The organism is Micromonospora sp. NPDC007220 (assembly GCF_040634035.1).
Taxonomy (GTDB): Bacteria; Actinomycetota; Actinomycetes; order Mycobacteriales; family Micromonosporaceae; genus Micromonospora; species Micromonospora reichwaldensis.
The window spans coordinates 274,901-296,889 of the sequence record NZ_JBEYEU010000004.1; the positions used below are offsets into that span (position 1 = coordinate 274,901).

The following is a 21,989-nucleotide window of genomic DNA, read 5'->3' on the forward strand; positions in this document are numbered from 1 at the left end:
TTCGAGCCCGCAACAAGTGCGGGTTCGACGTTCCGTCAAGGAGACGAAACAAAAATGGCTATTGGCACCGTCAAGTGGTTCAACGCTGACAAGGGCTTCGGCTTCATCACCCCGGACGGCGGCGGCGCCGACGTCTTCGCCCACTTCTCGGCGATCCAGTCCTCCGGCTACCGGAGCCTGGACGAGAACCAGCGGGTCGAGTTCGAGGTGACCCAGGGCCAGAAGGGCCCGCAGGCGGAGAACATCCGCCCGCTCTGATCTTCGGATCTTCCAGTAACACCCACCGCGCCCTCCGGGTGCGGTGACGGGACCGGCCCGCCGCACCGTCGACCTGCGTGAGCAGGCGGCGAACGGCGGCGGGCCGGGGCCCGTACCCCTTTCGGTTCGTGCTTGTGAGTCACCCGCGGCCTGGTCCGCCGGTGACAGCGCCGCCTCCGGCGCCCTCCCTCGACACGTGCCGCGTCGAGGAAGGCTTCCGCATGACCACTGTCGTACCCTCTTTCGCCCTCACCGGGCTGGCCCCGGCGCTGCTCGCCGAGCTGACCGCCCAGGGCATCACCGAGCCGTTCCCGATCCAGTCGGCGACCCTGCCGGACTCGCTCGCCGGCCGGGACGTGCTCGGTCGGGGCCGCACCGGCTCCGGCAAGACGCTCGCCTTCGGGCTTCCCCTGCTGTCCCGCACCGCCGGCCGCCGGGCCCGCCCGGGCCGACCGCTGGCCCTGGTGCTGGTGCCCACCCGCGAGCTGGCCCAGCAGGTCACCACCGCGCTCGACCCGTACGCCCGCGCCGTCGGGCTGCGCTGCGCCACCGTCGTCGGCGGGCTCTCGCTGCAACGCCAGGCGGACGCCCTGCGCGCCGGCGCCGAACTGGTCGTGGCCACCCCCGGCCGGCTGCACGACCTGATCAACCGCGGCGACGCCCGGCTGGACCAGGTCGGCATCACCGTGCTCGACGAGGCCGACCAGATGGCCGACATGGGCTTCCTGCCGCAGGTCACCAAGCTGCTGGAGCAGGTCGCCCCGAACGGGCAGCGGATGCTCTTCTCGGCCACCCTGGACGGCGGCGTGGACAAGCTGGTGCGCCGCTTCCTCAGCAACCCGGTCTCGCACTCGGTCGACCCGGGCACCGCCACGGTGACCGCGATGACCCACCACGTGCTGCACGTCGACGCGGTGGACAAGCCCACCGCGCTGACCTGGATCGCCGCCCGCGAGGGCCGCACCATCCTGTTCATGGGCACCAAGCACCGCGCCGACCGGCTCGCCCGCCAGTTGCTGGCCAAGGGGGTACGCGCGGCCGCGCTGCACGGCGGCAAGTCGCAGCCGCAGCGCACCCGGATCCTGGAGCAGTTCCGCACCGGGCAGGTGACGGCGCTGGTCGCCACCGACGTGGCGGCCCGGGGCATCCACGTCGACGGGCTCGACATGGTGGTCAACGTGGACCCGCCAGCCGAGGCGAAGGACTACCTGCACCGTGGTGGGCGTACCGCCCGGGCGGGGGAGTCCGGCACGGTCGTCACCCTGGTCCTGCCGGAGCAGCGCCGGGACGTGTCCCGGCTGATGTCGACCGCCGGCATCCGTCCCGAGTCCGTCCAGGTGCGCTCCGGCGACGAGGCCCTGGCCCGGGTGACCGGCGCCCGGGAGCCGTCCGGCGTGCCGGTGACGATCGCGCCGCCCGCGCCGCAGGCCGCCTCCGCCGGGTCTGCCGGCGGCCGGTCGGTCGGCCGCGCCGGTGAGGGCGGCCGGGCTCCGCACCGCGCCTCGGGGCGGCCCCGCCGCTCGCGGCGCCCCCGCACCCCGCACGCCTCCTGACCAACCCCTCCGCGTTCCGCTCTCCGTCGGCTCCGGGCACCCGTGCCCGGAGCCGACGGCTGAGTCTGGAATCAGCGAACGTTACGTCCGATCGGCGACTGTTTCCGCCGCCGGGGGTGGTGAAAGCTGGGGGCGGGGGAAGATCCGGGCGGGACCGCCCGGCATGGGAGGGGTGACCATGGCGGGCGACGCCGGCTCGGGCGCGGCGCGGGAACTGTTGCTGGTGCTCGCGGTGGCGCTGGCCGGGCTGCTGCTCGCCGTGGTCGCGGTGTTCACGCCGTGGCACGCCACCCCGGACGGGGCCGCGCCAGCCGCTCCGGTCGAGCTTCGCAGCCCGACGGAGCGGCCGGTGCCCACAGTCGGCTGACCGTCGCTGGCCCGCCTGCCCGTCGCCGGAGGAGCCGGTGCGCGGTCAGCGGGCGCGGGTCTCCCCGGCGCCGGCCGCAGAATGTTCCGCCCCCAGTAGGTCGGCGAGGGTGGTCCGGTCGACCACCAGGGCGATCGCGCCGTGCACGGCCAGCCAGACGTCCCGCAGGCCGGTCGCCACACCCACGTAGCCGGCCCGCTCGGCCGGCAGGCCGCGGACGGTCGTCAGGGAGCCGCCGATCGCGCGGAGCACGTCGCCGACGCTGATCTCCACCGCGGGACGGGCCAGGGCGTACCCGCCCTCGGTGCCCCGGTGGCTCACCAGCAGGCCGGCCCGGCGCAGGTCGACCAGGATGCCCTGGAGAAAGCTCAGCGGGATGCCCTGGCTGTCGGCCAGCGTCCCCGCCTTGACCAGCTCGCCGCCGCCGACCGGAGCCGCGGCGGCGACGGCGAGCATGGCCCGGAGCGCGTAGTCACTGCGCGCGGAGACGTACACGTCACTGACCCGCCTGGTCCAACACGCCCCACCGACGCCGGATCGCCTTGTCCGCCGCCCCGAACGCGGCGTCCACCGCCAGGCCCAGCACCAGGATCACGATCATCGTGGAGATCAGCCAGGGCGAGTCGGAGAGTTCCCGCGAGTAGGTCAGCTGCGCGCCCAGCGAGGTCTGCGAGATGCCGACCACGATCAGCTCGCCGGCCATCAGGCTGCGCCAGGAGAACGCCCAGCCCTGCTTGAGGCCGGCCACGATGGCCGGCAGCGCGGCGGGCGCGATGACGTACCGGTACAGGTTGAGCCCTCGGGCGCCGAGGTTGCGGCCGGCGCGCAGCAGCAGCGGCGGCACGTAGTCCACACCGGCGATCACGCCGTTGGCGATGGACGGCGCGGCGCCGAGCACCACCACGAAGAAGATGGCCTTCTCGCTCAGCTCGAACAGCAGGATCGCCAGCGGGAACCAGGCGATCGACGGCATCGTCTGCAACGCGGTGATCATCGAGCCGATCGCGGCCCGCAGGATCCGCGACCGGGCCACCGCGAGGCCGAGCAGCAGGCCGACGGCGACCGAGAAGACGTAGCCGAGGGCCGCCCGGCGCAGGGTGGTGACCAGCCCCTCCCAGAGCTGGACGCCGCTGACCTGCCGGAGCAGCTCCTGACCCACGGCCACCGGGCCCGGCAACGAGTACTCGGGCTTCCAGCCGGTCCAGACCACGACCTGCCAGGCGCCGACGGCGAGGACGAGCGCGGCCAGCTTCGGCCAGGTCGCCGCCCAGAACCGGCTGGCCCGCGTGCGGCTCTTCTCCCGACCGGCCAGCTCCAGGGCGTCCAGCCCGGAGATCTCCGCGTCGGTACGCGGGACGGCGGCGAGGGTGTCACCGGCCATGGCGGCCCACCTCCGTACGCAGGCGGCCGGTGACCTCGGCGGCGATCGCGGCGACCTCGGGGGAGTCGATGCGGCGCGGCCGGGGCACGTCGACCGGGGTGGACCAGATGATCCGGCCGGGCCGGCTGGAGAGCAGGATGATCCGGTCGGCGAGCCGGGCCGCCTCGCGGACGTTGTGCGTCACGAAGAGCACGGTGAGTCGCCGCTCGGTCCAGATCCGTTCCAGCTCGTCGTGCAGGATGTCCCGGGTCATCGCGTCGAGCGCGCCGAACGGCTCGTCCATCAGCAGCACCGGCGTGTCCAGGGCGAGGGTGCGGGCCAGCGCCACCCGCTGGCGCATGCCGCCGGACAGTTCGTGCGGGCGCTTGCGGCCGAAGTCGGCCAGGTGGACCGTGCCGAGCAGCTCGGCGACCCGCTCCCGCCGCGCCGCCCGGGGCAGCCCGCGCAACTTCAGCGGCACCTCGACGTTGCCCTCGACGGTGAGCCAGGGGAAGAGGGCGGGCTCCTGGAACATCAGTCCCGGGTCGACGCCCTCGTCGAGGGTGATCCGCCCGCCGCTGGGCCGGTCGAGGCCGGCGACCAGGTTGAGCAGGGTGCTCTTGCCGCAACCGGAGGCCCCGACCAGGCAGACGAACTCGCCGGGCGCGACGTCGAGGGAGACCCCGTCCAGGGCGACGACGGCGTTCGCCCCGCGCCCGTACACCTTGGTGACGCCGTGCAGCGCGACCGAGCCGGTCGCGCTGCGTGGCGTCGTCGTGGTCGACGTCATGGTTGGACGACCTCGGGCTTGCCCTGGCCCTTGAGCACCTCGTTCAGGTGGGTGAGGTCGTAGAGGCCGTCGAGGCTGACCGGCTGGGTCAGCCCGACCGCGACGGCGTGGTCGAGCCCGGTCTTCAGCGACGTGGCGATCGGGTCGTTGGTGAACTCCAGCGTCGGCCAGGCCTGCTTGATCAGCTTGAGGTCGAGCGGCTTGCCGCTGATCTTTCCGATGTGGTCGGAGATGGCCTGGTGCGTCTCGTCGGGCTTGGTGTTGACGAACTCGTTGGCCGCCACCTGACCCTCGACCAGCTTCTTGACCACGTCCGGGTGTTCCTTGAGGAACTTGGTGCTGACGATCAGGTTGGTGATCACGAACTTCCGGTCCGGCCAGAGGTCGCGCTCGTCGACGAGCACCTTGCCGCCCGCGTTGACCAGCCGGGACACGAACGGCTCGGGCACCCAGGCGCCGTCGATGGCCCCGCTGTTGAAGGTCTCCACCGTCTGGGCGTTCTCCTGCGGGACGATCTTGACGTCGCCGCCGCCCTCCTTGGTCGTCGTGAGGCCCTTCTCCTTGAGCCAGTAGCGGATGGCCACGTCCTGGGTGTTGCCCAGCTGCGGGGTGGAGATCTTCTTGCCCCGGAGCTGCTCCACCGAGGTGATCTCGGGCTTGACCACGAGCGCGACGCCGCCGGAGGCCGCGCCGGAGACGACCCGGACGGCCTCGCCCTTCGACTTCGAGAAGGCGTTCACGGTGGGGTTCGGGCCGATGTACGTCGCGTCGAGCGCGCCGGAGAAGATCGCCTCGATGGCGGCGGGGCCGGCGTTGAAGGTCTTCGTCTCCAGCTTGACGTCGCCGCCGAGCTTCTCGGCGAAGATGCCCTTCTCCACGCCGACCACGGCCGGCGCGTGGGTGATGTTGGGGAAGTAGCCGAGCCGCAGCGTCGTCGGGCCGGAGCCGCCGCCTGCGCCCTCGCTGTCGTCGCCGCAGGCGGCGGCGGTGCCCAGGGTCGCCACGCCGACGACGGCGAGGGTGGCCAGGGAGACCCACCGACGCATGGGGAGCCGTCTCATCGTCCATCCAATCCGCAGTATTCCTACTTAGTTGGTAGGAAGACTGGGGCAGGCGGTGAACTGGCGTCAAGGGCCAACCACATGCCGGGATCTGCGTCCCAGAAAAAGCGGCAATCTCTACTGATTGGATGTGCTTTGCGGCCGGTGTTCCCGGCGCCGTCGCCGGCCGCCGGGGCGGCTGCGTGCGACGCCCCGGGCGCCGGTCGGGGCGGCAGGCGAGAGGTCGCCGGTGGCGGGGGTGCCGACGCGCTAGGGTCGATCCCGTGGCGGCGCGGAGATCGAGAATTCCAGCGACGAAGTACCCGGTAGAGCGGTTCACGCTCGACAACGGCCTGCGGGTGGTCCTGACCCCCGACCGCAGCGCCCCGGTGATCGGGGTGGCGGTCGTCTACGACGTCGGCATCCGCTCCGAACCCGAGGGGCGTACCGGCTTCGCCCACCTCTTCGAGCACCTCATGTTCCAGGGCTCCGAGAACCTGGAGAAGCTGGCGCACTTCCGGCACGTGCAGGGGGCGGGCGGCACCTTCAACGGCTCCACCCACCTGGACTACACCGACTACTTCGAGACCCTGCCGAGCAACGCCCTGGAGCGGGCGCTGTTCCTGGAGGCCGACCGGATGCGCGGCCCCCGGCTGACCGAGGAGAACCTGCGCAACCAGGTCGACGTGGTCAAGGAGGAGATCCGGGTCAACGTCCTCAACCGCCCGTACGGCGGCTTTCCCTGGCTGACCCTGCCGCCGGTCATGTTCGACACCTTCCCGAACGCGCACGACGGCTACGGCTCCTTCGTCGACCTGGAGTCGGCCACCGTCCCCGACGCCGCCGACTTCTTCCGCCGCTACTACGCGAGCGGCAACGCGGTGCTGGCGGTCAGCGGCGACATCGACGTAGCCGAGGCGACCACGCTGATCGAGCGGCACTTCGGCGACGTGCCGGCGCGTCCCGCCCCGAAGCGGCCCGACTTCACCGAGCCCGACCTGACCGAGGAGCGGCGCACCTCGTACACCGACGAGTTGGCCCCGCTGCCGGCGGTGGCGGGCGCCTGGCGGGTGCCCGACCCGATCACCGACTTCGCCGCCTACCTGCCGTACGTCGTGCTGGCCGAGGTGCTCACCGACGGCGACGCGTCCCGGCTGGTCGAGCGGCTGGTCCAGCGGGACCGGGCGGTGACCAGCCTCGGCGGCTACGTCGGCTTCATGGGCGACCCGTTCGACGTGCGGGACCCGACGGCGCTGCTGCTCCAGGCGCACCTGCCCCCCGGCGGGGACGTGGACAAGGTGCTGCGCACCATCGACGAGGAGCTGGACCGGCTCGCCACCGACGGCGTGGCCGAGGGGGAACTGGCCCGCACCCAGGCCCGGATGGCGACCCACCTGCTGCGCGACACCGACGCGGTGCTCGGCCGGGCGTTGCAGATGGCCGTGCTGGAGCAGCAGCGCGGCGAGCCGGGGCTGCTCAACGACCTGCCCCGGCTCGTCGGCGAGGTCACCGACGAGCAGGTCCGCGCCGCCGCGGCCACCCTGCGGCCCGAGCGCCGCGCGTCCATCGAGGTCATCCCAGGAGGGGCCCGGTGAGCGCGAGGAGTGAGCCGGTCTTGCGAGCCCCGCAGTCGCGAACGAAGGTGGATTCGGTGAGCGCGAGGAGTGAGCCGGTCTTGCGAGCCCCGCAGTCGCGAACGGAGAAGACACAGTGAGCGTGACCGCACCGGCCGCGCCCCGGGCGCTGCCGCCGCTCGGCCCGAACCGCAGGCTCAAGCTGCCGAAGCAGGCCGAGCGCACGCTGGGCAACGGGCTGACCGTGATCGCCGTACGCCGGCCGGCGGTGCCGCTGGTGGAGGTGCGGCTGTGGATGCCGTTCGGCCGCACCCACCTCGCCCGGGGCGCCGTGCTCGCGCAGACCCTGCTCTCCGGCACGGGGACGATGTCCAGCGTGCAGATCGCGGCCGAGTTGCAGAAGGTCGGCGGCGGGCTCTCCGCCGGGATCGACCCGGATCGGCTGATGCTCTCCGGCGCCGGCCTGGTCACCGGGCTGGACCGGATGCTGGAGATTCTCGCCGAGGTGCTGACCGACGCGGCCTACCCGAACGACGACGTCGCCACGGAGCGGGACCGGCTGGTGGACCGGATCCACGTGGCGCGGAGCCAGCCGGCACACCTGGCCCGCACCGCCCTGCTCCGGCGGGTCTACGGCAGCCACCCGTACGCGGTGCAGACCCCCGAACCGGAGGCGGTCCGGGCGGTCCGGCCGGGAGTGCTGCGAACCCTGCACGCCCAGCGGGTGCACCCCGCCGACGCCGTGCTGGTGCTGGTCGGTGACGTGCAGCCGGACCGGGCGCTGGACGCCGCCGAGAAGGCACTGTCCGGGTGGACCGGCGCCGGGCACACCGCCGACCTGCCGCCCGCCCCGCCGCTGGAGCCCGGGCCGCTGCTGCTGGTCGACCGCCCGGGGGCGGTGCAGTCCTCGCTGCGGATCGCGTTGCCGGCGGTGCCCCGCACCCACCCGGACCACGCCGCGTTGCAACTGGCCAACCTGATCTTCGGCGGCTACTTCTCCTCCCGCTGGGTGGAGAACATCCGCGAGGACAAGGGCTACACGTACGGGGGGCACTCCCTCGTCGAGCACTCGGTGGCCGGGTCGGTGCTGGTCGCCGCCGTCGACGTGGCCACCGAGGTCACCGGGCCGGCGCTGCTGGAGACGACGTACGAACTCGGCCGGCTGGCCTCCCTCCCGCCCCGCGAGGACGAGCTGGAGCAGGCCCGCCAGTACGCCCTCGGCACCCTCCAGCTCGGGATGTCCACCCAGGCCGGGCTCGCCTCGCTGACCAGCGCGTACGCCGGCAGCGGGCTGCGCCTGGAGTTCCTGGCCGAGCACGCCGCCCGGCTGGCGAAGGCGACCGTGGCCGACGTGGCCGAGGCGGCGGCCCGCTACCTCGCCCCGGCGCAGGCGGTCACCGTGGTGCTGGGCGACGCCGAACGGATCGGGCCGCAGGTGGCGGCGCTGGCCCCGGTCACCACCGAGCCGGCACGACCGTGAGCGGTGAGCCCGCGCCGCCGCTGGCCCGTTCCACCCTGGACCGGGCGGCCCACCGGCGCACCGACCCCGGGTGGCTGGCGCAGGCGTGGAGCCGGGCCCGGGTGCTGGTGCTCGACTCCGCCGACGGTGGCCGGGCGCTGGTGCGTACCGACACGTCGCCACCGAAGCTGGTGCTTGTCGACCCGGCCGGGCTGCCCGAGCCGACGTCGCCGATGTTCCTCGGCGTCGAGCCGGACGGGGTGCCGGTCTTCGCCGTGGACGCCCCATTGCCGGCGGTGTCCGGGGCCCGGGCGGCGCACCTGCGCGAGGTCGGGCACCTGCTCGGCGACCGCGACGCCGGGCTGTTCACCACCGCGCTGGCGCTGGTCAACTGGCACCTGCGGCACCGCTACTCGTCGGCCACCGGGCACCCGACGGAGGTGGACGAGGCCGGCTGGTCCCGGGTCGACCCGGCCGGGGAGCGGATCTGGCCGCGTACCGATCCCGCGATGATCGTGCTGGTGCACGACGGCGTTCCGGGCCTGGACGGGCGGTGCCTGCTCGGCAACAACGCCACCTGGCCGCACACCGCCGGCGAGCGCCGGTTCTCCTGCCTCGCCGGCTACGTCGAGCCGGGGGAGTCGGCCGAGGCCGCGGTGCTGCGCGAGGTCCGCGAGGAGGTCGGCGTCCCGGTCGACGACATCGCGTACGCGGGCAGTCAGGCGTGGCCGTTTCCCGGCTCCCTGATGCTCGGCTTCCTCGCCACGGCGGATCCGGAGCATCCGGTGCAGGTGGATCCGACGGAGATCGCGTTCGCCCGGTGGTTCTCCCGCCGGGAGATCGGCGCGGCCCTGGCGGGACGGCCGGTGGAGGTCGGCGGGGCCCGCCTGGTGCTGCCGCCGCCGTCGTCGATCGCGCTCTTCCTGATCCACCGCTGGCTCGACGGGCACTGCTGAGCCGGTCCCGCCGCGCGCGGGCGCGCCGGTGGCCGGGGGCCGTGCGGTCCCGGCCCGTGGCCGCCGTTGCCGCGGCGGTCACGGACCGGGAACACGGGCCGCCGTGGTCGGCTGGGGCAAAGGAGCACGGCGGGGGAGCCGGTCCGACCACGACGGACGTCTGGGTGCGGGTCAGCTGCCTCGGTCGTCGGGTGCGGCCCGCCGTCCGCGGCCCGGCTCGTCGAGCGGGAGCACCTTGACCCGCTGCTTCCCGGAGCGGACCGCGCCGACCGTGGCGAGGGCCCGGGCCAGCAGCAGCGCGGCGTCGCGCTCCTCGGCGTGCACGATCTGGCGGCGCGGCTCGGGCGTGGTGGTCTCGTCGCGGAGTCGGTCACCGCACGCCCAGGCGGCGGCGATGTCCACGTCGGCGGCTGCGCGGATGTCGGTGCGAACGATCAGGAACCGCATGCGGGTCTCCGGATGAATCGCGAGGGTGGGGAACGGGTGGAAGTTCCACGTCACTCTGTCGTCATGTTACGCCGCGCGGTCGTCTCATCAAGTGAAACGCGACGATTGGTCCGGAGGCTCATCCGATCAGCGGATGCCTGGTCGGCGGGGTGGCAGGGCGCAGACGCGGCGGGGCCGCCGGCACGCTGCCGGCGGCCCCGCGACGGTCGACGGATCAGTTCAGATCGAACTGTCCGTTCTTCGCGCCGGCGATGAAGCCCAGCCAGCCGGCCCGGTTGAACAGCAGCACCGGACCGCCCTGGTCCTTGCTGTCGCGCAGGGCCACCGCGACCGGCCCGGTCCTCAGTGGTGCGACCTCGACGCAGTTCGAGGTCTGGCTGCGCGTGCTCTTACGCCACGGGGCGTCGGCGAGCTGGGCGAGTACGGACGGCGTGTTGCGGATCTCGTTCATCGTGCCACTCCTGAGGTGAACTGCTCCGATGGAACGAGTGGCGCCGCACGACCCGACGGTGGGCCCCCGTGCTCACCGGTCCGTCAGGCGCCCGGAATGCCGGCGGCGTTGGGTCGGCGCCGTTGCCGGCCCGTACGCCACCGTGGACGCGGTCGCCGTGCCGGGCAGCCGCCCCGTCGCCTCGATCAGCCAGGAGAGGGTGTCCGATTCGGAGAGCGCCGCCGTGCATAGCCACTCGAACACCACTTTATAGCGATTTAGGGCGTTTACCTCGGTCGACATGACGTCGGTGAACCCCCCTTCGATGGCCAGGGTCTCCGGATCGAGCGGATCCGCGAACCGGTAGACCGAGAACGCGGTCGGCGGGAGGTACCAGTCGCCGATCTGGGTGTCACGCGGCAGGACGTGCAGCGTGACGTTCGGCAGCATCGCCAGTTCGCAGAGCTGCACCAGCTGCGCGCGCAGCACCTCCGGCGGCCCGGTCCGGCCGCCGAGCGCCGCCTCCTCCAGCACCGCCGTGTAGCGGGGCGCGTCGGTCGAGCGGGTGAGCAGCGACTGCCGGGCCAGCCGGGCCCGCACCTCGGTGTCGATGTCCTCACCGGCCTCCGGGTCGCCGGCCTCCTCGTCGACCTGCCGGGCCGAGGCGATCCGCACCGACGCGTAGTCCGGCGTCTGGAGCAGGCCCGGCACCAGGACGGGGTTGTATTCCGAGATTTCCGCGCAGCCCGCCTCCAGCTCGGCGAAGCTGCGCTGCTGCTGGGTCATCACCGGGTAGTTGCGCAGCCAGCCGCGGATGTCGCCGGCCTCCTCGGTGATACCGAGGAGTTCCCGCCGCAGCGCCTCGTCGGCGCCGTAGAGATCCAGCAGCACGCGTACGTCGTCCGGGTCCGGGCGGCTGCGGCCGTTCTCCAGCCGGGACAACTTGGACGCGGACGCCCAGCCGATCCGCTCGATGACCTGGTCTCCCGTGAGACCCGCGGCCTCGCGCAGCCGGCGCAGCTCGGTGCCCAACCTGCGGCGGCGCAGGATCGGGCTGGGTGAGGCAGGAGGCACGACGTCCTCTTTTCCCGTGGACCGCCGCAGACGCGACGGTAACTGTATGAAATTCGCCCCCCACGGTCAGTATGGACGGCGCGCCTCCCGCCGGAGGTCCCGGTGGGGGCGTGTCTCGCAGAAAAGAGGACCGTGGAAGGGCACGGCGTCCGGTACGACGCCGTCGGCCCGACCGTGCCACCCCAGACCGCGCCACGCCGCGCACCACCCCCGCCGGAGGGACCCCATGCGCACCGTCCTGCGCCGCCCGGATTTCCGCCTGCTCTTCGGCGGCCTGCTCGCCAGCATGGCCGCCGAGTCGATCCTGTTGCTGGCCCTCGCCATCTGGGTGAAGGACCTGACCGGGTCGGACGGGCTGGCCGGCGCCACCATCTTCGCGGTCATCGCCCCGATGACCCTGGCCCCACTGGTGGGGTGGATCGTCGACCGCTACCCCCGGCGCCCGTTCTTCGTGGCGGCGAACCTGGTGACGGCCGTGCTGCTCACCCCGCTCCTCGTGGTGCGGGACCGGACCGACGTGTGGATCATCTACGTGGTGGCGGCCCTCTACGGCCTGTCGTACATCACCCTCAGCGCGGTGCTCAGCGGCCTGATCCGCCAGCTCGTGCCGGTGGAACTGCTGGCCGAGGCCAACGGCGTGCTCCAGACCGTACGCCAGGGGCTGCGGCTGGTCGGCCCGCTGGCCGGCGCCGGGCTCTACGCCGCCGTCGGCGGTTGGATGCTGGCCGTGATCGGGATGGTCGGCTTCCTGTCGGCGGCCGTCGTGGTGGGCCTGCTCCGCACGACGGAAACGCCGCCCGCCGGGCCCGGGCTGCGCTGGCCGGCCGAGGTGAGCGCCGGGCTGCGTCACCTGGCCGGGGAGCCGGCGCTGCGCCGGGCGCTGCTCGGCTACGGGCTGGGATCGCTGGCGATGGGCTTCAGCGAGTCGTTGATCTTCGCGTACGTCGACCAGGGGCTGCGCCGGGACGCCGCGTTCGTCGGCGTGCTGGTCACCGTGCAGGGCATCGGCGGACTGGTCGGCGGGCTGCTCTCCCCGGCCGTGGTGCGCCGCGCCGGCGAGGTGGGCACGCTCGCCGCCGGGGTGGCGTTCTTCGGGCCGGCCTCGCTGGCGCTGGTGTACCCGAACCTCTGGCTCGGCTTCGTCGCGGTACTGCTGGCCGGGGTGTCGCTGCCGCTGACGATGGTCGGGCTGCACACGCTGATCCAACGGCGTACCCCGCAAGCGCTGCTCGGCCGGGTCGCCGCGGCCTCGGAGGCCGTGGTCAGCGGCCCGCAGGCGCTCTCGATCGGCGCGGGGGCGCTGCTCGTAGGGGTGCTGGACTACCGCGTCCTGTTCGCCCTGATCGGGGTGGCCACCCTGCTCGCCGGCGGCTACCTCTGGCACGGCCGCACGCTCAGCCCACCGCCACCCGTCCGGATCCCCGCCCCCCGCCGGCCTGCCGAAGGGGCCGCCGCCGTCGACCCGGCCGCCGCGAGCCAGGAGGTGGTCGGCACGACCCCACCGGGCCCGGCGCGCTGAGCCGCCGCGTCGTCAGGACCCCCCGTGGTACGCGACGAGCGGCCGCCCGGGTGGGCGGCCGCTCGTCGGCGGTGCTGCGTCCGGTCAGGCGTCGATCGTGGCCAGGTGCTGCTTGACCTGGATGATCGAGGGGTTGGTCAGGGCGCTGCCGTCGGCGAAACGCAGCGTCGGGACGGTCTGGTTGCCGCCGTTGACGCTCATCACGAACTCCGCGGCCTTCGCGTCCTGCTCGATGTCGACCACCTCGTAGCCGATGCCCTCCCGGTCGAGCTGCGACTTCAGCCGGTGGCAGTAGCCGCACCAGGGGGTCGAGTACATCGTCAGCATGGTCAGATCCTCCAACGGTCCGCGTGGCGGCTTGCCGATCAAGCCCAGGCTAACCGCTGCAACGTCTGGCGGAGCTGAGACAATTCCTCGCTGTGGTGGTTCACTCAGCATCCGAACGCGTGCTCGCCGGGCTCGACCCCGAGCAGCGCTCGGCGGTGACCGCCCCCGCCGGCCCCGTCTGCATCCTGGCCGGCGCCGGCACCGGCAAGACCCGCGCGGTCACCTCCCGGATCGCCCACCGGGCGCTCTCCGGGGAGATCTCCGCCCGGCACGTGCTCGCGGTGACCTTCACGGCCCGCGCCGCCGCCGAGATGCGCGCCCGGCTCACCGCGCTCGGGGTGGGTGGCGTCCAGGCGCGCACCTTCCACGCGGCGGCGCTGCGCCAGGTGCGCTACTTCGCGCCCCGGCTGCTCCAGGGGCGGGCCATGCCCGAGCTGCTGGACAGCAAGGTCCGGCTGGTCACCCTCGCCGCGGCCAAGGCCGGCCTGCGTACCGACCGGGCGGCCGCCCGGGACCTCGCCGGCGAGATCGAGTGGGCGAAGTCGTCGCTGGTGGAACCGGGGGAATACGTCGTCGCGGCGGCGAAGGCGATGCGGGACACCCCGCACGAGCCGGCCCGCGTCGCCGAGGTCTTCGCGGCGTACGAGCGGCTCAAGCGGTCCAACGGGGTGATCGACTTCGAGGACATGCTGCGCGCCGCGGTCTGGGGCATCGAGGAGCACCGGGACGTCGCCGAGCAGGTCCGCGCCCAGTACCGGCACTTCGTCGTCGACGAGTACCAGGACGTCAACCCCCTCCAGCAGCGGCTGCTCCAGGCGTGGCTGGGCGGGCGGGACGACCTGACCGTGGTCGGCGACGCCAGCCAGACGATCTACTCGTTCACCGGGGCCACCTCGTCGTACCTGGTCGACTTCCCGCGCCGGTACCGGGGCGCGACGGTGGTCCGGCTGGTCCGCGACTACCGCTCCACCCCGCAGGTCGTCGGGCTGGCCAACGCGGTCATCTCCCAGGCGCGGGGCACCGAGGCCCGGCTGCGCCTGGAGCTGGTCGGCCAGCGCCCGCCCGGCCCCGAACCGGAGCTGCGGATCTTCACCGACGAGCCGGCCGAGGCCAACGCGGTGGCTGCCCGCTGCCGCGCACTGGTCGACGCCGGCACCCCGGCGAAGGAGATCGCCGTGCTGTTCCGGACCAACGCGCAGTCCGAGGCGTACGAGAAGGCGCTGACCGAGGCGCAGGTGCCGTACGTGGTGCAGGGGGCGGAGCGGTTCTTCGAGCGGGCCGAGGTGCGGCAGGCGATGGTCGCCCTGCGGGCCGCCACCCGGTCGATCCCCGGGGAGACCCCGCTGCCCGCCGCCGTCGTGGAGGCGCTCACCGCGGTCGGCTGGGCCCCCGACGCCGCCCCGGCCGGTGGCGCCGCCCGCGAGCGGTGGGAGGCGCTCGCCGCGCTGGTGCAACTCGCCGAGGAGTACGCCGCCACCCCGGAGGTGGTGCCGATCGGGCCCGCCGCCTCGGTCGAGCGCCCCGCCACCCTGGCCGACTTCAACGACGAGCTGGCCCGTCGCGCCGCCGCACAGCACGTGCCGACGGTCGACGGGGTGACCCTGGCCTCGCTGCACTCCGCCAAGGGCCTGGAGTGGGACGCGGTCTTCCTGGTCGGCCTCTCCGAGGGCACCCTGCCCACCACGTACGCCAAGACCGTCGAACAGGTCGAGGAGGAGCGCCGGCTGCTCTACGTCGGCGTCACCCGGGCGCGCGAGTGGCTCTGGCTGTCGTACGCCTCGGCCCGCTCGCCGGGCGGGCGGGCCCGGCGGCCCTCGCGGTTCCTGCCGCAGCTCGACCGCTCGGGCGGGACGGAGCGGGCCGGGGCCGCTCCGGCGGCGCGTCGGCCCGAGCGCCGCCGGACCCAGATCGTCTCCTGCCGGATCTGCGGCGCCACCCTGCTCGCGGGGCCGGACCGCAAGCTCGGCCGCTGCCCCACCTGCCCCTCGGACATCGACGAGGAGCTGCACGAACGGCTGCACGAGTGGCGCCAGCGGGTGGCCGGCGGGCAGCGGGTACCGGCCTATGTGGTCTTCACCGACGCCACTCTGGTCGCGCTCGCGGAGCGGCGGCCCGGCCGGGCGGAGGAACTGATCGCCATCGCCGGCATCGGGCCCCGGAAACTCGGCCTCTACGGGGAGGCGGTCCTGGCGCTGGTGGCGGGCGCGGCGGTCGACGACGTCTGCCCGGAGAAAACTTTCGAAATCTCGCCGTAAATTCGTTTGCCCTCGCCCCGTGGCGAGGAATAGCCTCATGACACACCTCGCGAGCGGCGCCATTCGGGCTGCTCACGAGGGGTAGAGACCGTATCGGCACGAGTGAACGTCAGAGGAGGTGGTCCCGATGGAGATCGTCTACATCAACGAGCGTCCGGCGGCGCTGCCCGCTGTCGTCGCTCCGTTGTCGGCTGTCCGGGTGGCCCTCGCCACTGCGCGACCGTCGGTTTCCCAGGTGCACCGTGTCGAGGCTCAGGCCGAGCTGATTCTCGCCACCGCGCCAAACGGAAACCAGGGGACCAGTGGCTTCACGGGCAAGGGCGTCGATGCTGTCAAGCGTTACATGGGCGCCCGCGGAGTTCCACCTCGAGGTAGACCGGTCTGATTCTCAGACACCGGCTCACCTCGAGGCCGCGGAACCCGCTACCGGGATCCGCGGCCTCAGTTTTTTGCCCGCCAAGTACGTCGGAAATGCGATCCACGAGATCGAAGTGAGAGAGAGGTGACCGGGCGATGAGTCTGGCGTTGGCCCCACTCGACGTGAGCGTCGAGGTGGAGGCGAACCTGCCCTGCCGGAAGTTCGACCCCGACCTGTGGTTCTCCGACTCGCCCGCCGAGCTCGAGCTGGCCAAGTCGCTCTGCGGGGACTGCCCGCTGCGCGTCGAGTGCCTGGCCGGGGCGGTGGAGCGGGCCGAGCCCTGGGGCGTCTGGGGCGGCGAGATCTTCGAGCGTGGCGCGGTCGTCCCGCGCAAGCGGCCCCGTGGCCGTCCGCGCAAGGAGGACCTCGCCCGCGACGCGGCGCTCCGGGTCGAGGCCGAGGCACGACTGGCGGCCAGTGGGCTGTCCGAGTCGCGCACCACGGTCCGGCTGGCGGCCTGACATGCACCCGATCCAACCCACCCACGCCGGTGTCACGCCGGCGACGAGAGAGCTGACCACCATGCTGAACGTTCTTGACGGAGTCGCCGAGATGCAACTACTTCACGAAGCGTTGTCCCGGGCTCGAATGCGCCGGCCTCAGGCCGGTCGTACCACCACGAGCACTGAGGCAACCCTTTCCGCCCGTACCGTCGCCATGAACAGCCGCAACCGAGCGGCGCGCGACCTGGGCGTTCTCTAGTACCCCACCAATAGACGAGGGGCGGTGGCCGGAATCCGGCCACCGCCCCTCGTCGCGTTCCCCCGCCCCGTGTCGTCTTCCGCGCGCGTGCCGTCTTCCGCGCGCTGCGCCGTCTTCTTCGCGCCGCGCGCCGCGTCCGGTTGCGCGGCCGTCGTTCAGCCGCCCGCCGAGGGCTGGCCGGCCGACGGGGCGAAGCCGGGCAGCCAGCGCTCCAGGATGCCCCGGTAGGGCGCCTTCGCCTCCAGTTGGCAGAGCACGCCGATCGAGCCGAGCGTCACCCGGTGGATGAGCAGGTACGACGGCGGCAGGTTGAGCTGCCGGCTCAACTGGTAAGCGGGGGAGCGGGGGCTGGCCAACCGGGTCGCCTCCGTGCGCAGCCAGGCCCGGGTGAACCGGAACTCCTCGGCGGCGATGGGCTCCAGCATCGGACGGAGGAAGTCGAGTACCGCCTCGGCGTCGATCTCCTCGGTGGAACCGATGAAGCCCTCCGAGCGCAGGCCCGCGACCACCTCATCGGCGTCGCCCCGCAGCGCCAGCGCGGCGATGCGGCCGATCGGCTCGGGCGTGCCCTCCGGCATCCGGGCCACCGCGCCGAAGTCGATCACGCCGAGCCGACCGTCCGCCAGCAGCCGGAAGTTGCCCGGGTGCGGATCGGCGTGCAACAGCCCGGCCCGCTGCGGCGCGGACAGGTGCAGGATGGCCATCAGCCGGCCGGCCTCGTCGCGCTGCTCCTCCGTGCCCTCGCGGATGATCTCCGCCAGTGGGGTGCCCTCGACCCACTCGGTGACCAGGACCCGGGGCGACGCCGAGACCACCGCCGGGATGTGGATCTCCGGATCGTCCGCGTACGCGGCGGCGAAGGCGCGCTGCGACTCGGCCTCCAGCTCGTAGTCGAGTTCCTCGGTGATCCGTTCCCGCAGCTCCGCCAGGAGCGGCTTGACGTCGAGCCCGGGCTGGATCGCCCGGAACATCCCACCGAGGCGGGAGAGCTGCTTGAGGTCGGCGAGCAGGGCGTCGCCGGCGCCCGGATACTGGATCTTGACAGCCACGTCGCGGGTCTGCGGCGCGCCGGACGGCCCGTAGCCCGGTTCCCGCCACACCGCCCGGTGCACCTGGCCGATGCTGGCCGCGGCGGCGGGGGTGTCGTCGAACTCCACGAACCGGTCCCGCCAGTCCGGGCCGAGCTGCTCGGCGAGCACCTTGTGCACGCTGGCCGCCGGCAGCGGCGGCGCCGCCTCCTGGAGCTTGGTCAGCGCCTGCCGGTAGGGGGCGGCGATCTCCTCGGGCAGGGCGGCCTCGAAGACCGACAGCGCCTGCCCGAACTTCATCGCACCGCCCTTGAGCTGCCCCAACACGCTGAAGAGCTGCTCGGCGGTGCGTTGCTGGATCTCCGCGGAGATCACGTCGGAGGCGAGCCCCGTGACGCGCTTACCCATGCCGAGGACGGTCCGACCGGCGAAGCCGAGCGGCAGAGCGGCGAGCTTGGCGGTCCGGGACACGGCCCGGCGCGGGATGTCGGTCACCCGGCCATTGTTACCGACTCCGGGGGCCCGCGGCTGCTCTGCCGCCGGGCTGGGTGCCCGTCCCCGCCTTCGGGGGCGTCACCGGCGCCGTCGCGAACATCCGCAGGAGGGGTGCGGCGGCCACATCCGGCGGCGGAACCGCCCCGCCCCGGTGATCTCCACCGCGCAGCCCAGGGTCTCCGGGGTGCCCCCGTCGAGCTGCGCCAGCGCCTCGGCCGCCGCGTACGCCCCGGCCGCCAGGAGGGTCGCGGTGGCACACGCCTGCTCGCCCGCGCCCGTGGCGAGCTGGGCGGCCAGCGCCGGCCAGTCCGGGTCCCGGTCCGCCCGGTGCAGGTCGAGGCAGTTCAGGCAGGGGCCGGCGGGCGGGCGGACGAGCGGGCCGACCACGGGCACGCCCTCCCGGAGGCCGAGCAGCAGGTGCGGCTGGCGGCGCTGGGCGTGACCGGCGGCGAGCAGGGCGGCCGGTCGGTCCGTACCGAGCTGGACGACCAGGTCGACCCGGCCCCGCCGGAGCGGGCCCGTGCCCGTGCCGGGGGCGGCCCGCTCGACGGCGTCGCGTACCGCCCGGGCGAGCGGACGGCCGAGCGCGGCGGCCGGGATGCCCGTGCCGACCAGGTCCGCCGGCCGCACCGGCCCGGCCAGGTCCGGGTGCACGTGCCCCACCCCGGCCTGGGCCAGCGCCAGGGCGACCGGGGCGCCGAGGCGGCCGGTGCCGCTGACCACCACCCGGGCGGCCAGCCGCCGGCGCAGCACCTGGGCGGGCGTTCCGGGCAGCCGCGCCGAGGCCAGGGCGAGCGCCTCCGCCTCGGCGGTGAGCCGGGCCCGGGGCGGGCCGGCCAGGTCCTTCGGCAGCAGGGTGTGCGCGGGTACGACCAGGCCCGCGGCCCGCAGCGCGTCGAGCAGGGCGCGGGCCTCGTCGGGGGCCACCTCGGCGGCGACGGCGTGCGCCAGGACCAGCCGTTCGCTACGGGTGCCGTCGAGCAGGTCGAGCAGGCGGGCGGCCCGGGGGTCGGCGATCTCCAGCAGCACGGCGCGGCCCGGCTCGACGCCGAGTTGGAGGGTGTGACGGTCCCGCCAGAGTCTGGTGAGGCCCGGCAGCAGGACGGGACGGGGCAGCGTGGCTCGGCGCATGACACCGATCGTGACCGTGTCCGTGCTCACCGTCGATCGTTGTCCACAGGTGCGCGGTGCCCTGTCCAGGGCTGTCCACAGGAAATGCCGGGATATCCACAACCCGCCGGTAACCATGTCGGCGAGCCGACAGTGCGCGACCGGGTGCGCCGGCGGATGAGGCGCGGTCATGCCGGAGGGGGCGGCCGACGGCCGCCCCCTCCGACGCATCCGTACGGGTCAGACCTTCGCCTTGCCCAGGATGCGGTTCACTGTTGTGCCGCATACCGGACACTTGCCCTTGGCCATGTTCATCCCGGTCTTCGAGACCTCGACGCGGCCCTCGAAGTCCCGCTTCTCCTTGCACTTGACGCAGTAACCGTTGTAGGTCTGGGCCTGGTCGGCCACGGTGCCCTCCTCGTCTCGTCCGCCGGCCGATGCCGTCCCGGCGGGGGTTCCCGGCGGCGGGCCACTCGGGCACCGGCGCTGGGTCGTTCTCCCACGGCCACGCTCGTGACCGCTGGTCCGCGGACCCTACCCAGGTGTGGGCGGTTCCATGTCAGCTGTGCTTCGTCACTGTGAGCAAGTCGACGTCGAGAGTGTGCATGGCGAATTACGTCGGATAAGTCAGTTTGGCGGGGACACGCCGACCGAACCCGGCCAGATGCCCCGTGCGGGGACCCCGAGCTGCGCCTGCCACGGAGATCACCTAACGTGGGGGTGTGCCCGCCGCACCCCGGCGGAGGCCAGCGGTGCGACACCTCCGCACCCGCGGACGGCCGCCACGAAGGGTGACGGCGACGATTCACCGTGGCCCGGCAAAAGATTTTTTGGGACTCCTGCCGACCAATCACCATTTTCCGGGCGGGTGTCGAGGTGTTGACCCTTGCGGACCCCTGGTCAGTACGCATTAGCTTTCCTTCGTGACAGGAATCCGAGGCTGCGCGGCCCGCTGATGGCAGGGGCGCGGAAGCCGGTCGTCGAAGTGCGGCGCAGCCAGCGTCGGCGACGCACGGTGTCCGCGTATCGCGACGGTGAACGGGTCGTCGTCCTCATCCCGGACCAGTTCTCCCGCGCCGAGGAGAGCGAGTGGGTCGACCGGATGCTCGCCCGGCTCGCCGCCCGGGAGGGGCGCCTCGCCCGGTCCGACGCCGAGCTGCTCGCCCGGGCCACCCGGCTGATCAAGCTCTACCTCGCCGAACACGGCGCGCAGGCCGTACCGACGAGCGTCCGCTGGGTCACCAACCAGAACGGCCGGTGGGGATCCTGTACCCCGGACGACGGCACGATCCGCATCTCGCACCGCGTCCAGGGGCTGCCGGACTGGGTGATCGACTACGTGCTCCTGCACGAGCTCGCGCACCTCATCGTGCCCAGTCACAACGCGCGGTTCTGGGCGCTCGTCGCGCGCTACCCGAAGTCCGAGCGGGCGCGCGGCTACCTGGAGGGCGTCGCGGCGGCCTCGGGCACCCCGCTGACCGACTGACCCCGTCAGCGCCGCCGCCGGCCACCCGCCGTCCCGACCTCCGTCAACGCCTGCTGCCCGCGCCGGTTTAATCCGCGCTGTCCGCGCTGCCGCGCCGGCTTCGGGGCGGACGGAGCCGGCGAGATCTTGGTACGCGACGGCCCCTCCAGGGGCACGTTCCTGCCAAGATCTCGACGCGACTCGGGCAGCCGGCTGCTCATGTCGGACGTCGCCGAGCGGGTGGACGCCGCCTTCCCGCGCCCGTGGGTCGTGGCTCGTGACGTGCCCGGCTAGGGTCGTGGGGTGGCCCGACGTGTGGTGGTGGCGTTGCTCGGACCGGTGACCTGGGCGCCGCCCGGCACCGACCCGGTGGACTGGCGGGCCGCGCTCGCCGAGGACGTGGTCGACCTGCTCGCCACGCTCAACGAGGTGGAGACGGCCGTTGCCGTCACCCCGGCGGACCGGGAGTTGGCCGACGCGGTGGTCTGGCCGGGCACGACCGTGTACGAGGTCCCCGAGGCGACCCCGAACGCCGTCTTCGCCGCTCTCGCCGACACCGGCTACGACCAGGTGGCCGTGATCGCCGGCGACGCGCCCGACGTGCCGGGCCTGACCATCGGCAAGCTGCTGCGCCCACTCACCACCCGGCCGGTCGCGGTCGCCCCGGTCGAGGGCGGTGGACCGGGGCTGCTCGGCGTGGCCACCCGGCTGCCCGTACCGGCGTGGCTGCCGGCGCTGGACCTGGACACCGCGCGACCCGCGGCCGTGCGCGCGGCGGCGCCGCGACCCGGCGACCTGGCGGTGACCCCGGCCTGGCGGCGCCTGCGTGGGCCGGGCGACCTGGCGTTCCTCGACCCGGCCGTGGAGGGCTGGGAGACCACCCGCGCCCTGCTCTCCGGCACCGCGCAGCCCCGCTGAGCCGACCGCGGGCCGGAAGCGACCCGCACTGGCCCCCTCCGGACCACGGCCGGGCCCCCGACCCCGCGACGCAGCCTGACCTCGCGACGGCAGCCCGACCCCGCGACGAGCGCCGCGCGCGAAGACGGGCGGCCGCCCGACCTTGCGGCGCGACCCGACCGTGCGACGTGAGCCGCCCGACCCCGCGACGCGGGCTGCCCAACTTCGCGATGTGGCCCGACCTCGCGATGTGGCCCAACCTCGCGATGTGGCCCAACCTCGCGATGTGGCCCGACCTCGCGATGTGGCCCCGACCGTGCGACGTGGCCCGACCGTGCGACGTGGGCCGACTCCGCGATGTGGCCCGACCGCGCAACCTGGGCTGCTTGACCGCGGCGAGGGCCGCCCGACCGTGCGATGAGGGCCGCCCGACCCACCAGGGGTCGGGCGGCCCTCGTCGTCGAC

The 21,989-nt window shown here is 73.6% G+C and carries 23 protein-coding genes; 12 read left to right on the top strand and 11 right to left on the bottom strand.

What is annotated here, in order from left to right:
• Window positions 1–54: 54 nt before the first annotated feature.
• The 3 genes from ABZ573_RS11825 (at window position 55) to ABZ573_RS11835 (ending at window position 2,178) form a co-directional block, all read left to right on the top strand.
• Window positions 55–258, top strand: coding sequence for a cold-shock protein (locus ABZ573_RS11825; RefSeq protein ID WP_007464836.1), 204 nt, complete (start codon window positions 55–57; stop codon window positions 256–258).
• A gap of 221 nt (window positions 259–479) precedes the next feature.
• A complete protein-coding gene (locus ABZ573_RS11830) occupies window positions 480–1,811 on the top strand; it encodes a DEAD/DEAH box helicase (protein ID WP_151456874.1) in 1,332 nt (443 codons plus the stop codon).
• Window positions 1,812–1,989: 178 nt separating this feature from the next.
• Window positions 1,990–2,178, top strand: coding sequence for a hypothetical protein (locus ABZ573_RS11835; protein WP_132231061.1), 189 nt, complete (start codon window positions 1,990–1,992; stop codon window positions 2,176–2,178).
• Between the two features lie 45 nt (window positions 2,179–2,223).
• Here ABZ573_RS11835 and ABZ573_RS11840 read toward each other — a convergent pair whose 3' ends face one another.
• The 4 genes from ABZ573_RS11840 to ABZ573_RS11855 are packed head-to-tail and all read right to left on the bottom strand — an operon-like array spanning window position 2,224 to window position 5,389.
• A complete protein-coding gene (locus ABZ573_RS11840) occupies window positions 2,224–2,673 on the bottom strand; it encodes an Rrf2 family transcriptional regulator (protein WP_151456618.1) in 450 nt (149 codons plus the stop codon).
• Between the two features lies 1 nt (window position 2,674).
• Window positions 2,675–3,559 (bottom strand): ABC transporter permease, encoded by an 885-nt coding sequence (locus tag ABZ573_RS11845; protein WP_151456617.1) that lies wholly within the window; start codon window positions 3,557–3,559, stop codon window positions 2,675–2,677.
• Window positions 3,549–4,328: an ABC transporter ATP-binding protein gene (locus tag ABZ573_RS11850; RefSeq protein WP_132231064.1), complete on the bottom strand. Its 780-nt coding sequence runs from the start codon at window positions 4,326–4,328 to the stop codon at window positions 3,549–3,551. Before ABZ573_RS11850 ends, ABZ573_RS11845 begins: the two co-directional genes overlap by 11 nt.
• Entirely contained in the window at window positions 4,325–5,389 is a 1,065-nt protein-coding gene (locus ABZ573_RS11855) for an ABC transporter substrate-binding protein (RefSeq protein ID WP_358117703.1), read from the bottom strand. Before ABZ573_RS11855 ends, ABZ573_RS11850 begins: the two co-directional genes overlap by 4 nt.
• Window positions 5,390–5,652: 263 nt before the next feature.
• On the opposite strand from ABZ573_RS11855, the gene ABZ573_RS11860 reads away from it, so the two are divergent.
• The 3 genes from ABZ573_RS11860 (at window position 5,653) to nudC (ending at window position 9,357) form a co-directional block, all read left to right on the top strand.
• Complete coding sequence (locus tag ABZ573_RS11860) at window positions 5,653–6,963, top strand: pitrilysin family protein (protein WP_327029515.1); 1,311 nt, start codon at window positions 5,653–5,655, stop codon at window positions 6,961–6,963.
• Between the two features lie 115 nt (window positions 6,964–7,078).
• Complete coding sequence (locus ABZ573_RS11865) at window positions 7,079–8,422, top strand: pitrilysin family protein (protein WP_358117707.1); 1,344 nt, start codon at window positions 7,079–7,081, stop codon at window positions 8,420–8,422.
• On the top strand, window positions 8,419–9,357 hold the full coding sequence (gene nudC, locus ABZ573_RS11870) for an NAD(+) diphosphatase (protein WP_151456613.1): 939 nt from the start codon (window positions 8,419–8,421) through the stop codon (window positions 9,355–9,357). Before ABZ573_RS11865 ends, nudC begins: the two co-directional genes overlap by 4 nt.
• Window positions 9,358–9,528: 171 nt before the next feature.
• On the opposite strand, the gene ABZ573_RS11875 is transcribed toward nudC, so the two are convergent.
• The 3 genes from ABZ573_RS11875 to ABZ573_RS11885 all read right to left on the bottom strand — a co-directional run bounded on the left by ABZ573_RS11875 (window position 9,529) and on the right by ABZ573_RS11885 (window position 11,308).
• Entirely contained in the window at window positions 9,529–9,804 is a 276-nt protein-coding gene (locus tag ABZ573_RS11875) for a hypothetical protein (protein ID WP_132231358.1), read from the bottom strand.
• A gap of 214 nt (window positions 9,805–10,018) precedes the next feature.
• On the bottom strand, window positions 10,019–10,255 hold the full coding sequence (locus ABZ573_RS11880; protein WP_132231069.1) for a DUF397 domain-containing protein: 237 nt from the start codon (window positions 10,253–10,255) through the stop codon (window positions 10,019–10,021).
• A 72-nt stretch (window positions 10,256–10,327) separates the two neighbouring features.
• Window positions 10,328–11,308: a helix-turn-helix transcriptional regulator gene (locus ABZ573_RS11885; protein WP_327029513.1), complete on the bottom strand. Its 981-nt coding sequence runs from the start codon at window positions 11,306–11,308 to the stop codon at window positions 10,328–10,330.
• A 46-nt stretch (window positions 11,309–11,354) separates the two neighbouring features.
• Between ABZ573_RS11885 and ABZ573_RS11890 the strand changes: the two genes are divergently transcribed.
• Window positions 11,355–12,827, top strand: a complete 1,473-nt coding sequence (locus ABZ573_RS11890) for an MFS transporter (RefSeq protein WP_358117712.1) — start codon at window positions 11,355–11,357, stop codon at window positions 12,825–12,827.
• An 84-nt stretch (window positions 12,828–12,911) separates the two neighbouring features.
• On the opposite strand, the gene ABZ573_RS11895 is transcribed toward ABZ573_RS11890, so the two are convergent.
• On the bottom strand, window positions 12,912–13,154 hold the full coding sequence (locus tag ABZ573_RS11895) for a mycoredoxin (protein ID WP_151456061.1): 243 nt from the start codon (window positions 13,152–13,154) through the stop codon (window positions 12,912–12,914).
• Between the two features lie 92 nt (window positions 13,155–13,246).
• Between ABZ573_RS11895 and ABZ573_RS11900 the strand changes: the two genes are divergently transcribed.
• The 3 genes from ABZ573_RS11900 (at window position 13,247) to ABZ573_RS11910 (ending at window position 16,288) form a co-directional block, all read left to right on the top strand.
• The gene (locus ABZ573_RS11900; RefSeq protein WP_358117717.1) at window positions 13,247–15,409 is read left to right on the top strand and encodes an ATP-dependent DNA helicase UvrD2; all 2,163 of its coding nucleotides are present in this window, start codon (window positions 13,247–13,249) and stop codon (window positions 15,407–15,409) included.
• A gap of 127 nt (window positions 15,410–15,536) precedes the next feature.
• The gene (locus tag ABZ573_RS11905; protein WP_327029511.1) at window positions 15,537–15,794 is read left to right on the top strand and encodes a hypothetical protein; all 258 of its coding nucleotides are present in this window, start codon (window positions 15,537–15,539) and stop codon (window positions 15,792–15,794) included.
• A 128-nt stretch (window positions 15,795–15,922) separates the two neighbouring features.
• Window positions 15,923–16,288 (top strand): WhiB family transcriptional regulator, encoded by a 366-nt coding sequence (locus ABZ573_RS11910; RefSeq protein WP_088998544.1) that lies wholly within the window; start codon window positions 15,923–15,925, stop codon window positions 16,286–16,288.
• Window positions 16,289–16,684: 396 nt separating this feature from the next.
• On the opposite strand, the gene ABZ573_RS11915 is transcribed toward ABZ573_RS11910, so the two are convergent.
• From ABZ573_RS11915 to ABZ573_RS11925, 3 genes are all read right to left on the bottom strand, one after another.
• A complete protein-coding gene (locus tag ABZ573_RS11915) occupies window positions 16,685–18,052 on the bottom strand; it encodes an AarF/ABC1/UbiB kinase family protein (RefSeq protein WP_151456064.1) in 1,368 nt (455 codons plus the stop codon).
• Between the two features lie 78 nt (window positions 18,053–18,130).
• On the bottom strand, window positions 18,131–19,183 hold the full coding sequence (locus ABZ573_RS11920) for a TOMM precursor leader peptide-binding protein (protein WP_151456068.1): 1,053 nt from the start codon (window positions 19,181–19,183) through the stop codon (window positions 18,131–18,133).
• A gap of 219 nt (window positions 19,184–19,402) precedes the next feature.
• A complete protein-coding gene (locus ABZ573_RS11925) occupies window positions 19,403–19,570 on the bottom strand; it encodes a DUF5679 domain-containing protein (RefSeq protein WP_012014940.1) in 168 nt (55 codons plus the stop codon).
• Between the two features lie 547 nt (window positions 19,571–20,117).
• On the opposite strand from ABZ573_RS11925, the gene ABZ573_RS11930 reads away from it, so the two are divergent.
• Window positions 20,118–20,648 carry a M48 family metallopeptidase gene (locus ABZ573_RS11930; RefSeq protein ID WP_132231076.1) on the top strand — a complete coding sequence of 177 codons (531 nt, stop codon included), beginning with the start codon at window positions 20,118–20,120 and terminating at the stop codon, window positions 20,646–20,648.
• 282 nt (window positions 20,649–20,930) lie between these two features.
• Window positions 20,931–21,545: a hypothetical protein gene (locus ABZ573_RS11935; RefSeq protein WP_151456065.1), complete on the top strand. Its 615-nt coding sequence runs from the start codon at window positions 20,931–20,933 to the stop codon at window positions 21,543–21,545.
• The last annotated feature ends 444 nt before the right edge of the window (window positions 21,546–21,989 follow it).